Genomic DNA, 13,819 nt, shown 5'->3' with positions numbered 1-13,819 from the left:
TCTCGCCATCGATCGATGGGCTCCCGCATATCCTGATCGACACGAACGACCCGCTGCCTCACTGAAAATAGGGGATCCGCAAGCCCCCGGTCAGGGTTTCCCGCTTCAAAGTGAGCGTCCGCCCGTGCAGGGCCTCTTCGGGAACTTTCACCCGCTTCCCCTCCAGGGCGCGCAGCCGTTCTTCCGTCAGCAACGGATCGTCCAGACCCTCCGGGACCTGCACCTCCCGCAGCGTCACCAGACGACAGAAGAACCGACGCATAATCGGGTCCTCTCCCTCAACCACCGCCTGAAAGCGCGCGGTCACATACGACCCATGGACCGAACGCCAGGCGAATCGAAGCTCCACGATCGGTTTGGGGGTCTCCATGGGGTCAATGCCCCTTCTGTAGCTTCTATGTTTTAATTCGGACTTACGCCGCTCAGCTCTGCCTGGGAAGGCGGGCTCCTCCCTCCTCATCCTCATCTTTAGCCCTCTGCCCAGCTCCTGAAGCCCCTTCGGGGAGGGCCCGTTGGGACGCTCCTACTGAATTATAACCCGGACCGGCGGGGTTTCGGGCGCGGAGGACAGCGAAGCCGTTTGCCCTGCCCCCACCCTGAGCGGCGTGGCGCCCCCCTTCCCGTAATGAACAAGCCATTGGGGAGAGGCCCCCACGGCCCGAAGGGGTTCCCTTTCCGCCGCGCGCCACCGGACGCTCAGAGCCGGCGGCCCCATGGTGAAGCTTGCGTCTCGGACGACGATCGCTTTTCTCTCAAAGAAGAATTCCTTGCCCATTGGAGGTCTTTTGGGGCTGACGGATCCCCATGGAGGCCTCCGCCTCCGCTCTCTTACTTTTTGGCCGCCTCCCTGGCCAGCCATTGCCCCAAGATCTCCCGGGCCTTCCGGGCTGCGCGAGCCCGGTGGCTGATCTGGTTCTTCATGGCGGGGGGAAGCTCCGCCATCGTTTTCCCGAGCTCCGGGATGTAGAAAATCGGATCGTAACCGAACCCATAGGTCCCCCGGGGCTCCCATGCGATGTAGCCCTCCAGGCATCCCTCCACCAGCACCGGCGGTTCCCCGGGCCGGGCCAGGGCGATCACGCAGCGAAACCGCGCCGTCCGCTGGGGCCATGGGACGCCCGCCATGAGCTCGAGGACCTTCTGAATGCGAGCCCGGTCATCCGCCTCGGGCCCGGCGAACCGGGCGGAGTGAGCGCCAGGCGCACCCCCCAGGGCATCGATCTCCAGCCCCGAGTCATCCGCCAGGGTCCACAGCCCGCTGCGCTCCGCATAGAACATCGCCTTCCAGCGGGCGTTATCCTCCAGGCGCTCATAGGGTTCCACGGCCGCTTCGGCAATCCCAACGTCGCGTAGATCCACCAGCTTCACCGGGAGATCAGACAGGAGAGCAATCAGCTCCCGGCGCTTCCCGGGATTGTGGGTCGCAATCAGGAGTAACCGTTCAGGATTCCGGGGATTGAGGGGGGTCATCCGAATGCTCATTCTGGAGCTTCTCGATCCCGTTGCGAACGATCTGAAGCAGCCGGGAGAGGGTTTCCTCCAGTTCGAGAAGCCGGGTCAGCGCGTAGTCATCTGCATCCGCCTTCAGGCGTTCCGCCTCGCGCTGCGCCCGCTCGATGATCACGGCGGCCCGTTGCTCGGCCGCCTGAACGACCTGGTGCTGAGCGATGAGCTCGCTGGCCTGCTCCTGGGCCAGCCCGACGATGCGCTCGGCCTCCTCCTTCGCCTGGGCGATGATCCGCTCCCGCTCCTGAGCGATCCGTCGGGCCTGCTTGATCTCCTGTGGAATAGCGACCCGCATCTGATCGATCAGGTCCAGAAGCCGCCGCTCTTCGATCACCACCCATCTCAGGAAGGGAAGAGGACGACTGCGGAGAACCAGCTGCTCCAATTGATCGATCAGATGCAGGATATCCATGCCCAACCCCTCCGGGCTTTGATCCAGTTGAGAGACGCTTGCGAGCGCTCCCCAACCTCCATCTTTCATCCGCCCTTCCTGGAGCCCGGGTCAGCCCGCGCCCCAACTTCCAACCGGGCCCCATCGCTACTCTCGAATGGAGATGATGGGCACCATCTCCCCGGCGCGTTCGGCCGCCTTCGCCGCCAGGGCGCGGGCGACGTGGGGCGGGACCATAGCCGAAACATCCCCACCCAGCAGGGCGATCTCGCGGACGATGCTGGAGCTGATGAAGGCGTAGTCCCGGCTGGTCATCAGACACACCACCTCGATCTCCGGGGCCAGCTGTTTGTTGGTCAGAGCCATCTGGAGCTCCAGCTCGAAATCCGAGATCACTCGAAGCCCCCGCACGATCACCCGCGCGCCGATCCGCCGGGCGAAATCGACCGTCAGGCCGCTGTAAGCGGTGACCGTGACATTGGGGAGATGCTGCAGGGCCTCCCGCACCAGGGCCAGACGCTCCTCCAGGGAGAAGAGCAGGCTCTTGCTGGGGCGATCGTAGACGCCCACCACCAGCTCATCGAAGATCGCCGCCGCCCGGGTGGCGATATCGATGTGCCCGTAATGGATCGGGTCGAAAGATGCGGGATACAGTGCTCGGGTCATCGCCGGCTCCCGTGGGCAGGCCCGGTATGCTTTCGCACCCAAATCTGCCCAAAGCTTTTCCAGGGTTCCAGATCGAACCACAACCCGAATTGCCGTGTTAACTGGGCTCCACAGGACCCTGCCAGAAACGCGAGACTGCTTCCGCCAGGCGACGGTGCTCCGGAGCCTGAAGGTCAGGATCCCGCTCGGCCAGGCGCTCCGCCGCTTCGCGGGCGATCTCCAGCAGGCGCAGATCGGTCAGATCGGCCAGGCGCATCTCCGGGAACCCGCTCTGGCGCGTGCCCAGGAAATCGCCAGGCCCCCGCATCTCCAGGTCTTTCTGGGCGAGCTGGAAGCCATCGTAAATCGTTTCGATGGCCCGCAGGCGTTCCACAGCGCTCTCGGAGGGGGATTCCGCCAGCAGCAGACAATACGATTGATGGCTGCTCCGCCCGACCCGGCCCCGGAATTGATGGAGCTGAGCCAGCCCGAACCGGTCCGCCCCTTCGATCAGGATCACCGTGGCATTGGGCACATCCACGCCCACCTCCACCACGGGCGTCGCCACGAGGATCTGGATCTCCCCACGGGCGAAGGCGTTCATGATCGCCTCTTTCTCCTCGGATTTCATCCGCCCGTGGATCAGGCCCAGCCGGAGATCGGGGAAGATCTCCCGTTGTAATCGCTCGTATTCTTCCACGGCCGCCTTCGCCTCGATTTTATCGGAGCCCTCCACCAGGGGACAAATGATATACGCCTGGCGGCCCTGCTCGACCTGACGGCGGATAAAGGCATAAGCCCGCTCCCGCTCCTCGGGCATCAACCAGCGGGTCAGCACCGGCCGTCGGCCCGGCGGCATTTCGTCCAGCACCGAGAGGTCCAGGTCGCCGTAGAGGGTGAGGGCCAGGGTGCGGGGGATGGGCGTGGCGGTCATCACCAGCACATGGGGGTTGTAACCTTTGCCCCGCAAGGCCGCCCGCTGCATCACCCCAAAGCGTTGCTGCTCATCGATGACCACGAACGCCAGATCCTGGAACGCCACCTCCTCCTGGATCAGCGCGTGGGTTCCCACCACCAGGTGACACGTCCCTTCCGCCAGCTCGCTGTAAATCTGAGCCCGCTCCGCTCCGCTCACCCCCGAAGTGAGCAGACGGATGGTAGGGGTGGGAAGCCCGGCGCCCGCCCAGCGCTCCGCCAGAGCGATCAGTGTCCGGTAATGCTGCTCCGCCAGGATCTCCGTGGGGGCCATGATCGCGCTCTGGGCGCCCGCCAGGAACACCGCGTAGGCGGCCAGAGCGGCCACCACCGTCTTCCCGGAACCCACCTCGCCCTGAAGCAGACGGTTCATCGGCACCCCAGACCGTATGTCGGTCAGGATCTGATCCAGAGCGCGACGCTGCGCGCCGGTGAGGTGGAAAGGAAGCGCGGCCACCGCCCGTTCGAGGGCTGCCTCATCGAATTCCAGCGCCCGTCCGGGGACACTGCGCCATCGCCGGCGGACTTCCAGAAGGCCGATTTGCAGATAGAACACTTCATCGAAGGCCAGCCGCCGGCGCGCCTTCTCCAGCGGCTCCCAGTCCTCCGGGAAGTGAACCTGCTTCAACGCGGTGGGGAGATCCGGGAAACCATAAGCCTCCCGGATCCAGGCCGGAATCGGATCCTCCACCCGGTCCGCCCAGTAATCCACCACCCGCTTGAGGATCGACCGCATCATGCGCTGGGTCAGGCCTTCTGTGAGCGGATAGATGGGAACGATGCGAGCGGTGTGCAGCAGCTCCCGATCCGCGGGCTCCCACTCCGGGGAACGGAACACGGGGCGGCCGAGGAATTCGTCCACCCGCCCGCTCACCACGATGAACTGACCCGGCTTGATGCGATCCAGGAGATAGGGCTGGTTGAACCAGGTGCACTCGATGACACCGGATCCATCGGTGAGCAGCGCCTTGATGACCGTGAGGCCGTTCCCGGTCTGCTTGCTCCCAATATCCATCACCTCGCCGATCACGGTCACCTCTTCCCCAATCCGGAGGCGATGGATGGGCTTTAGGGCCCGGAAATCCACATACCGGCGGGGAAGCAGATAGAGCAGATCCCGGATGGTCTGCACCCCCAGGCGCGCCAGGCGCTGCGCCCGCTCGCGGCCCACCCCATGGATCCGGTGAACCGGCGCGTCCAGCCCCAGGGCCTCCACCTTCGCCGCCCGCTTCGGGGAAACCGGAGAAGCTCCCCGCGAACGGGCGCGGGCGGGCGCGCCTGGCTCCATCCGGGAAGGCGGCGTGGGCCTCGCCGGCTCCTCCCGGGGTTTCTCCGCCGGAGGAGCCATCAGGGGTTCCGGAGACGGAGGCGCGGCCGGTTCGCCTTTCGCAGCCAGCGCCGGCGGGGAGGCTCGCAGCTCCCATTCGCGCCGCAGAGCTTCCTGAATCCGGGCCTCGATCCCCTCGATTAAAAGCCGGCGTTCTTCGATGCTCGCGGCCTCATACCGGCGGAGATCCGCATAGATCGCTTCCAGAAGGAGGAGAAGGTCCGGATCGTGTTCCTTCAGGGAAGCGCGGGCCTGGCGATACCAGTGATCCGCGAACCGGCCGATCCCTCCGATCACAATCCGGTTCCGGCAGCCATCCTGACTTTCATGTTTCAGGATCTTTTGAAGCTGCGTGAAAGGCGAAGCCATCGCACTCCCTCTTCCCGCGTAGAGTGAAACGGGCTTCCAGCTTTCCATGGAGCCTGCGCAGCCGGGCCAGGATTCCGGAAGGCGGCATATCCTCTCCCGCGGCTCGAAGGGCCACGGGAAAGGGGAGAGAATATCCTCTGGAGCCAGGTCGGCCCGGAAAGCCCCCAGAGAAACCCCTCCGCCTGTCCAGGAGGAGCGGGCCGTGCGAGCCCTTCACGACGGCAGCCGCACCCGCACCGGCAGGCGAGGAGTGCCCTCATACCAATGGCGAACCGTTGCCGCCCCGTATTTCCCACGGAACCACTCGATCACGGTGGGAAGCCATTCCGGCGGTAACGGTTCCGCTATCCCTTCCCAGCGCCCTCCCTCCGCCTCGATCACCCCATGGGGGTCCGCCCGCAAGTTCTGATACCAGTCCGTCCCCTGCCCGTGGGCTCGGGCGTGGGCCATCAGGTAAACCGCCCCATCCCGATAAACAAACCACAACTCCATCCGATGGGGCCGCCCGGTTCGCCGACCCCGGGTGATCAGATCGATCACCTCCATATCCCCCAGGGGATGATGGGACATGGGCGCCTCAGGCTTGAGCGATCATCCTGCTGGATTCAGTATAATGCAAACGTGGGTTGTGCTTGCGATGCACGGGAACCAAGCGATGTCAGGCCCGCGAGAAGCCAGGCCCTGACTCCCTCCCGCAGGACAGGTTGAGCTGGAAAGCGGAGGCTTTCCATGACCGAACGGCTCTACTGGCTGGACCCCTACATGCACCAGTTCACCGCCACGGTGATCGCATGCACGGCGCATAACGGTCAGCCGGCCGTCATCCTGGATCGGACAGCATTTTACCCGACCGGCGGAGGGCAGCCCTGTGATCGGGGGACCCTGAACGGGATCCCGGTGCTGGAGGTGGTGGAGCGGGAAACCGATGGGGCCATCCTTCACATCCTGGCTCACCCGCTGGAGGCGCGGGAGGTGGAAGGTCGCATCGACTGGGAACGCCGCTTCGATCATATGCAACAGCACACCGGCCAGCACATCCTCTCCCAGGCGTTCCTGCGGATCACCGGGGCGCAAACGGTATCCTTCCACATGGGAGAGGAGCTGGTCACCATCGATCTGGATCAGATCGGATTCCCGCCAGCGGCCATCGAAGCGGTGGAAGAGCTGGCGAACCGGGTGGCCCTGGAGGATCGCGAGGTGCGGACGTGGTTCGTGGAGGCGGAGGAGACGAAAGAACTGAGCATGCGCCGTCCTCCGAAAAAGGGGGGCCGAATTCGGATCGTCGAAATCGCCGATTTCGATCGGAGCGCATGCGGGGGGACCCATGTGCGGCGCACGGGGGAAGTGGGGCCCATCAAGATCGTGAAGCGGGAACGGCGGGGGGATGTAACCCGGGTGAGCTTCCTCTGTGGCTGGCGGGCGCTGCGAGATTACGCGAGGAAACATCGTCTCCTGCTGGAATCCGCGGGATCCCTCAGCGTGGGCGAGGCGATGCTGCCGGAGGCCATTCGAACGCTGCAGGCGGAACTGAAAGAAACCCGCAAGGCGCTGGGAACGCTTCAGGAGCGCTATCTGGAGCTCGCCCTCCCCAGCCTGGAGCAGAGGGTTCGGCCGGCCCCTTTCGGGGAGATCCTCGTGCATCTGTGGCCTCAGTTGCCTTCCAGCCTCCTCTCCCGTCTGGCCCGACGGCTGAAGGAAGGACATCCCCGCCTGGTCATCCTGGCCTCCGGGGGCGCGGATGGCCTTCTGATCGTCGCCTGCGGCCCCGGAGTTCCCGTGGACGCCCGGGAAGTCCTCCAGCGCATCCTCCGCCGGCTGGGCCGGGAAGGAGGGGGCGGCCGCCCGGATTACGCCCAGGCTCCCCTTCCCCGGGTGGACCTGCCGGCCCTCCATCGGGCGCTGAGCGAAGCCATCAGGAACTGGGGCACTTCGGACTGAATAAGCTGATCTTTCAAGGAAAGCTCAGGCGAGGGAGCGAGGGCCTGTCGGGCCACCGGATCACGGACCCGATGGCCGAATCTATGCCCTCAACCGACGGAGGCGGGCCACCGCCTCGCGCAGGGTCTCCTCCCGCTTGCAGAAGGCGAACCGAACCTGCGTGCGCCCGCGGTCCGGATGGGCGTAGAAGCTGGAGCCGGGCACCACCGCCACCCCCACCTCCCGGACCAGGCGCATCGCGAAGGCGGTATCATCCTCCATCCCGAGAGCCCGGAAGTCCGTCATCACATAATATGCCCCCTGGGGCCACCACACCTCGAACCTCAGCTCCTCCAGCGCCTCCACCAGCAGATGGCGGCGCCGGTCGTAATCCGCCCGCAACTGCTCATAGTAATCCATCGGGAACCGGAGGGCCACCGCACTGGCTTCCTGGAGCGGAGCGGGAGCGCCGACCGTGAGGAAATCATGGACCTTGCGGATCGCGTCGGTGAGATCCTCAGGGGCAATACACCACCCGATGCGCCACCCGGTCACCGCGTAAGACTTCGACATCCCGCTGATGGTAACCGTTCGCTCCCACATCCCGGGCAGTGTGGCGATCGGGATATGGCGGTGCCCATCGTAAACAATGTGCTCATAGATCTCATCCGTGATGGCGTAAGCGCCGTAACGCTGGCACAGCTCCGCGATCCAGCGGAGCTCCTCCTCGGAGAAGACATGGCCTGTCGGATTGTGGGGCGTGTTGAGGATGATCGCCCGGGTCCGGTTGGAAAAGGCACGGCGCAATTCATCCGGGTCGAAGGTCCATGACGGCGGGCGCAGGGGGACATAGACCGGCTTCGCCGCGCTGATCCAGGTATCCGGACCGTAGTTCTCATAAAAGGGCTCGAAGATGATGACCTCGTCCCCGGGATTTAAAAGAGCCAGCAGGGTGGCGATCATGCATTCAGTGGCCCCACAACACACCGTGATATGACGCTCCGGATCGAGCTCCATTCCATAAAAACGTCGATATTTCTCTGCGATGGCTGCCCGCAATCGCGGGCTTCCCCAGGTGATCGCATACTGGTTATAGTCCTCCCGGATCGCCTGAACAGCCGCCTCCTTCAGCGCTTCAGGGGCGGGGAAATCGGGGAATCCCTGGGCCAGGTTAATGGCCCCATAGTGCTGCGCCCATCGGGTCATCTCCCGGATGACGGATTCCGTGAAATGCTTCACCCGCTCGGCCACGCGAGACATCCAGGCCCCTCCCGATGATGGTTTAGGGGATCGCTCTGCCCATCCCTCGCTAAAACAACCCGATGCTCCAGGGATCGCCGGTTTCCCGCTCCATATCCCTGCTTCCCTATGGGAATCAAGGCGAGGGCGGGGCCGGCCAGTCCGGCAGGATGTAAGGGATCGACCCCGGAGGAGGAACCGGAGTCAGAAGGTAGACGTCCACCCAGCGATACCAGAGCACCAGATCCTCATCGTTATACCCCAGATCGATACGACGGCCGATGATCCCCCCGCCGGTATCGGCGGCCAGACCCACCCCATAACCTGGCACATACACTTTCCACCCCAGTCGGATCACCCGGGGATCCACCGCCACAATCCCCCGCTGCATGGGCAGCCCGGTCCGGGTGCGACCAAAATACGCCGCAGATGGATGAACCCCCGCCGTGGAGCGACTGTAGGAGGTGGCCAGCATGCGGATCCGCCGCCAGTATTCGATCGGCCCATCCGGCGTCTCCAGCGCACGCACCACGATCTTCGTCCCATAGACCCATACCCGGGGCTCTGGAGGCCGGATCATGGTTTCATCGACAACTTCCCGCGCCACCTCCTGTCCGTTCTCATAACGCACCCGGATCCGCCGCTGAAGCACGCCGTTTCGGCCAGGGGATCTCTGAACCCAGGTATCCAGCTCCAGATTGGGATCCGGCTCCCATACGGTCTGAAAAGGAAGAGAAGTTTCCTCGATCTCGAAGCTTTCCGCCACCCGGATGACCCGAACGGTCTCTCCGCCCTGGAGACGGCTTTCTTCCCCTGGAACCACCCGATCCTGGCCATGCAACGAGATGCCCAGCTCCCACAACAACTCCCGGACCGTGCGCGCAGTGGTGGAGATCACCTGGATGTGTCCGTCCGCCTCCACCGTGATAGGACGGGCCCGGAACAACGAAATCTGCATGCCACCATTTAGCGGCGTTTCCGGTCCGGGCAGCAGTCGGTCCGCCGGATCCAGAAGCATCCCGGCCTCCCGCAGGGCCGCCCCCACCGTTGGCGCGGTCGACCAGATCACCTGCCGCTTTCCATTTTCCAGACGCACCACCAGTGGAGCGGACCGCACGACCCGGATCTCGCGGGGAGGTTCCCCGCCGTCGAGCGCCGGGGGGTCCACCTCCCCTCGCCGGCCATCAACCCACAGGGCATCCCCTGGCCCCAGGGCGATCCCGGCTTCCGCCAGAATCGCACGGGGATCCGAATGGAGGGTGTAAATGTCGATCCGACGGGACGGCTCCACACCCCGTCCCTCGATCAAAATGCGAACCGGTCTGGCCCGTCGGATCGAGATCGTCGCCGGAGGCTGGATCGGGTGGGTCAGGGGCGGGGAAACCCTATCCTCCGGACGCACCGTCAGGCCCGCCTCCCGGAGCACATCTCCCACCGTTCGTTGATGGGTTCTAATGGAGAGGATCCGACCATCGAGGACAATGGTTACAGTCTGCTGCGAGCGCCAGTAACCCCAGAGGCAAAAAGCGCCCAGCCCAAGCCAGGCGATCCATTTGAGGAAGGTCCATCGGTTCATTGCAGCGAGCGCGGAACCTGAAAACCCCGGATCGGTGGAATGGGTTCCATCCCGGCTGTCCTTCAGGCTGCCCGGGGAACCCATCGCCTGTTATGAAAAAAGCGGCCGTGCGCCCCTTGTCGAGCCCGCCTCTCCCCACCGGCGATCCCTCGGACGGCTCCGGCCCGGCACCCCTGCGGCGCGCGAACCGGGACGGCTTACCGTTGCTCCCTTCCGGGCCTGGCGGGGTTCACCGGGGTCCGCCGCGCAGGACCGGACCTTCATCACCGGGAGGGATCCTCGGGAGGGGCCGCGCTAACCCTCGAAGGGGATGTCAGCCCCGCGTCTGGCGGATTTCGGGTTCAGGGAACCGCCACCTCCCCGCCTGAGCACGGCCGCCAGTTTTAGCGTATCGGATTCCCACCCCCGTGTCAAGCCGACCCAAGGCCACCCCCCCCGGCCTCCCATTTCGCCCTCCCACCGCCCGGAGCCGCGGGGGTTCCCCTCTCCCTTTTAAGAGGCGCGGGAAATCGCCCCCATCCCGCGAAAGCGCCACCTGAGGAAGCAACACGATCCCATGGGGAACCCCAGGGATCGAGAGATCAAGATAAAATGCGGGCAGGAAACCGAACAGCTTCCTAAGGGGAGGAAAACCATGAAAGCCGAGGAGGCGCGTCTGCGCCCCGGGCGACCGGAGGATCAGGCGGTCATCCGACGGATGGTCCACCAGGCCCGCCTGAACCCCCTGGGCCTGCACTGGTCCCGCTTCTGGGTTGTGGAGGTCGCCGGGCGCGTCGTGGGAGCCGTCCAGATCCGGCAGCATCGGGATGGCAGTCGAGAGCTGGCCTCCTTGGTGGTCGATCCCGCGTGGCGAGGCCGGGGCCTGGGGAGCATGATGGTGCGCGCGCTACTGGCCCAGGAGCCCGGACCCCTTTACCTCATATGTCGGACGGAGCTGGAAGGTTTCTACCAGCGTTTCGGCTTCCAGAGGGTTTCACGCCCAGAGATGCCCCCCTTCTTCCGCTGGGTCGATCGGCTGGCTCGATGGCTCCGGCGATCCGTGGTGGTCATGCGATGGGAACCAGCGAGGGCCAGCACGGATCGGCCAGACGAGGGGTGAGATCGGGGGGCTGCGGGGGTGTCCCCCCACCTCCTGTCGGGATGGGTAAGATCTTCGAAAAGCCCTTGGGGTGAGATGAAAAGGATGGAGGAAATCCAGCGCGAGTTTCTCTACGGGCGCCACGCCGTGCATGAGGCCCTGCGGGCCGGGCGGCGGCGCATCTACCGGCTGTTGATCGCCGAAGGCCTCCAGCCCCGGCCGATCCTGGAGGAGATCCGCGCCATGGCGGCGGAGCGCGGGATCCCCATCCTGCAGGTGCCCCGCGCCCGCCTCGACGCCATCACCGACAGCCATCAGGGGGTCGTGGCCGAGGCCGATCCGTATCCCTACACGGACCTGGAGCAGGCGTGGGCCGAAAGCGCCCGCCGGCCCGATCCACCCTTCTGGCTGGCCTTGGATTGCCTCCAGGATCCCCAGAACTTCGGCACCTTGTTGCGAACCGCCGAAGCCGTAGGGGTGCATGCCGTTTTGTTCCCCGAGCACCGCAGCGCCCACGTAACCCCCGCCGTGGTGAACGCCTCCGCCGGCGCCGTGGAACACCTGCGCGTGGTCCAGGTGACCAACCTGGCGCGGGCGCTGGAGCGATTAAAAGAACGGGGATTGTGGATCGTAGGTCTCCAGCAGGATCCCCGGGCCATCCGTTATGACCAGGCCGATCTCAGCGGCCCGATCGCTCTGGTAGTAGGCAATGAAGAGTCCGGCATCCGCCCACTGATCCGGCGTGCCTGTGATTTCCTGATCTACCTCCCGATGCGCGGCCGGGTTGCCTCGCTGAATGCCGCCACCGCCGGCGCCGTCGCTCTTTACGAAATCGCCCGACGACGGGGCTTCCAGTAGCCTGCCGCCCACCGATGTCCCCCCGGGCTCTGCTTGCTTTCTTCCTCCCACTTGTGGATTAAGAAATTCCCTGATAGAATATGCCCTTGCGGTTGACGTCTTTCGCAAGCTCCAGAAGCCATTCGCCATCCTTCTCTGCGTAAGCGGCCATCTTCGAGCCGCCGGGCTTGCAAACCAAATAGGCAGCCGTTCCGGCTTTTGGCATACGTCGGGTGCCTCCGATGATGCCGGGTGCGGAACCCGTGCTGCCTATTTGCTTTGTAGGGGACGGTGCGTGCGGAGCCGTTTCCCTTCCGGCGCCGGAGGGCGCCGATCACATTCCGGGGAAAGGAGGTGAACGATGGCGGGGGAGATCCTGACCCTGGGGCGCTCGGAGCTGGCCCGGCTCCTGCGCGCGATCCTGCGGGAGGGGGATCCCTGGCAGGCGGCCGGCACCGCCGGGCTCCCCTTTCCACGTGTGGTCGAAGGCATCCAGCAGCTGCTGGATGCCGGAGCCCTTGTCTTCGATGGGAAGCGCCTGCAATTGACCGAACAGGGCCAGCGCCTGGCCCGAGAGTTGAACGTGACAGCGGCTCCAGACATCCGGTGCCTTGCTTGCCAGGGAACCGGGATTGATCTGGGCTTTTTCCAGGAAGTAACCCGTCGTTATGAGGAACTGGCCAGGGGGCGCCCCGAGCCTCTGGCGGCTTACGATCAGGGCTACCAGACGATCGATTCCGTGATGCGGCGAGTCGCCCTGATGGTCGCCCAGGGGGATGTGGAGGGCAAAGATGTGGTGGTGTTGGGAGATGATGACCTGGCCAGTCTCGCCCTGGCCCTGACCGGGTTACCCCGCTCGGTCGTGGTCATTGAGATCGATCAGCGCCTGTGCGCCTTCATTGAGCAGGCCGCCCGCCGCGCCGGCCTGAACATCACCGTCTACTGCCGCAGCCTGACGGACCGCCTTCCCCCGGAGCTCCTGGGACAATTCGACACCTTCCTCACCGATCCGACGGAGACGGAGCATGGCCTTCTGCTGTTCCTGGAGAAGGGGTTCATGTGCCTGAAGAAGGGGGAAGGCCGCGCGGGTTACTTCGGCATCACCCGCATCGAGTCGAACATTAGCAAGTGGCACATCTGGCAGCGGGAGCTCCTGAACCGGCACGCCATCACGTTCACTCACATCCTCCCAGACTTCAGCCTCTATGCCAACTGGGAGGAGCCCGGAGAGCAGCCTATTCCGGATCTCCCGCCCTTTGCCCGCCCTTCGCCGGTGCCCTGGTATCGCTCGACGTTCTTCCGGGTGGAAACTCTGCCCGAATTCCAGCCGCCGGAGGACTATGTGATCGAAGGGGGGCGGGAACTTTACGAGGATGAGGATGCGATCGATAAAGTGTGGCGCAGCCCGGATGTGGACACGGCGATCACGGCTTCGGTGATGACCGCTGCCCCCACCCCTTTCCCAACCCAGCTGACCCTGGGGCGGCACGTGATCGCGGAGTTCTGGAAGTGCCAGAACCGGGAGCCTTTGCGGAACCTCAAGCAGGTTCTGGAGCTCGCCGTGCGTCGGGCCGGCGCCACCCTGCTGAACATGAAGATCCACCGCTTCGTCCCGGACGGCTTCTCGGCCCTGGTGCTGCTGGCGGAGTCCCACATCTCTCTGCACGCCTGGCCGGAGTATGCTTACGTGGCGGTGGATGTGTTCACCTGCGGGGAGGCGGACCCGGAGGTGATCATCGAGGTGCTCAAGGACTACCTGCAGCCTGCCGAGTCCGCCCAGATCACGCTGGAGCGCGGCCTGGGGCCGCTGATGGTCCTCCCGGCCATGCGCCCGGAAACCGAGGCGGCTTCCCTGGGCTCCCCATCGCTTCCCCTAACGATTTGAAGGAAGGCAGGACCCAAGCTCGGGGGCGGGCGGCCTTGCCGCCCGCCCCGCTCCTCCAAAACCCGTCGCATAAA

13 protein-coding genes and 1 other RNA gene are annotated in these 13,819 nt (G+C 65.0%); 4 read left to right on the top strand and 10 right to left on the bottom strand.

What is annotated here, in order from left to right:
- Positions 1-58 precede the first annotated feature (58 nt).
- The 6 genes from VAE54_RS10760 to VAE54_RS10735 form a co-directional block, all read right to left on the bottom strand.
- On the bottom strand, positions 59-370 hold the full coding sequence (locus VAE54_RS10760; protein WP_322801963.1) for a hypothetical protein: 312 nt from the start codon (positions 368-370) through the stop codon (positions 59-61).
- Between the two features lie 458 nt (positions 371-828).
- Positions 829-1,482 (bottom strand): RdgB/HAM1 family non-canonical purine NTP pyrophosphatase, encoded by a 654-nt coding sequence (gene rdgB / locus VAE54_RS10755; protein WP_322801962.1) that lies wholly within the window; start codon positions 1,480-1,482, stop codon positions 829-831.
- Positions 1,442-1,918, bottom strand: a complete 477-nt coding sequence (locus VAE54_RS10750) for a hypothetical protein (protein ID WP_322801961.1) — start codon at positions 1,916-1,918, stop codon at positions 1,442-1,444. Before VAE54_RS10750 ends, rdgB begins: the two co-directional genes overlap by 41 nt.
- 126 nt (positions 1,919-2,044) lie before the next feature.
- Complete coding sequence (gene coaD / locus VAE54_RS10745) at positions 2,045-2,563, bottom strand: pantetheine-phosphate adenylyltransferase (RefSeq protein WP_322801960.1); 519 nt, start codon at positions 2,561-2,563, stop codon at positions 2,045-2,047.
- Between the two features lie 97 nt (positions 2,564-2,660).
- On the bottom strand, positions 2,661-5,213 hold the full coding sequence (recG, locus tag VAE54_RS10740) for an ATP-dependent DNA helicase RecG (RefSeq protein ID WP_322801959.1): 2,553 nt from the start codon (positions 5,211-5,213) through the stop codon (positions 2,661-2,663).
- 213 nt (positions 5,214-5,426) lie between these two features.
- The gene (locus VAE54_RS10735; protein WP_322801958.1) at positions 5,427-5,783 is read right to left on the bottom strand and encodes a nitroreductase/quinone reductase family protein; all 357 of its coding nucleotides are present in this window, start codon (positions 5,781-5,783) and stop codon (positions 5,427-5,429) included.
- 159 nt (positions 5,784-5,942) lie between these two features.
- On the opposite strand from VAE54_RS10735, the gene VAE54_RS10730 reads away from it, so the two are divergent.
- A complete protein-coding gene (locus tag VAE54_RS10730; protein WP_322801957.1) occupies positions 5,943-7,151 on the top strand; it encodes an alanyl-tRNA editing protein in 1,209 nt (402 codons plus the stop codon).
- A gap of 81 nt (positions 7,152-7,232) precedes the next feature.
- Here VAE54_RS10730 and VAE54_RS10725 read toward each other — a convergent pair whose 3' ends face one another.
- The 3 genes from VAE54_RS10725 to ffs form a co-directional block, all read right to left on the bottom strand.
- Entirely contained in the window at positions 7,233-8,390 is a 1,158-nt protein-coding gene (locus VAE54_RS10725; RefSeq protein WP_322801956.1) for a pyridoxal phosphate-dependent aminotransferase, read from the bottom strand.
- 115 nt (positions 8,391-8,505) lie between these two features.
- Positions 8,506-9,945 carry a ubiquitin-like domain-containing protein gene (locus VAE54_RS10720; RefSeq protein ID WP_322801955.1) on the bottom strand — a complete coding sequence of 480 codons (1,440 nt, stop codon included), beginning with the start codon at positions 9,943-9,945 and terminating at the stop codon, positions 8,506-8,508.
- Between the two features lie 105 nt (positions 9,946-10,050).
- An RNA gene (ffs, locus tag VAE54_RS10715) (signal recognition particle sRNA large type) lies at positions 10,051-10,319 on the bottom strand.
- A 260-nt stretch (positions 10,320-10,579) separates the two neighbouring features.
- Here ffs and VAE54_RS10710 point away from each other — a divergent pair.
- Together VAE54_RS10710 and rlmB are read left to right on the top strand one after the other, a co-directional pair.
- Complete coding sequence (locus tag VAE54_RS10710) at positions 10,580-11,044, top strand: GNAT family N-acetyltransferase (RefSeq protein ID WP_322801954.1); 465 nt, start codon at positions 10,580-10,582, stop codon at positions 11,042-11,044.
- An 84-nt stretch (positions 11,045-11,128) separates the two neighbouring features.
- A complete protein-coding gene (gene rlmB / locus VAE54_RS10705) occupies positions 11,129-11,881 on the top strand; it encodes a 23S rRNA (guanosine(2251)-2'-O)-methyltransferase RlmB (protein ID WP_322801953.1) in 753 nt (250 codons plus the stop codon).
- Between the two features lie 58 nt (positions 11,882-11,939).
- Here the strand turns inward: rlmB and VAE54_RS10700 are convergent, their stop codons facing one another.
- Positions 11,940-12,086: a hypothetical protein gene (locus VAE54_RS10700; RefSeq protein ID WP_322801952.1), complete on the bottom strand. Its 147-nt coding sequence runs from the start codon at positions 12,084-12,086 to the stop codon at positions 11,940-11,942.
- Positions 12,087-12,221: 135 nt separating this feature from the next.
- Here VAE54_RS10700 and speD point away from each other — a divergent pair, with 135 nt between their 5' ends.
- Positions 12,222-13,745, top strand: a complete 1,524-nt coding sequence (gene speD, locus VAE54_RS10695; protein WP_322801951.1) for an adenosylmethionine decarboxylase — start codon at positions 12,222-12,224, stop codon at positions 13,743-13,745.
- Positions 13,746-13,819: the final 74 nt, after the last annotated feature.

Origin of the sequence: Thermoflexus sp., assembly GCF_034432235.1 — a bacterium.
Classification (GTDB): domain Bacteria; phylum Chloroflexota; class Anaerolineae; order Thermoflexales; family Thermoflexaceae; genus Thermoflexus.
Note: the sequence above shows the minus strand (reverse complement) of the source record. Positions and strands in the feature narration are given on the sequence as shown.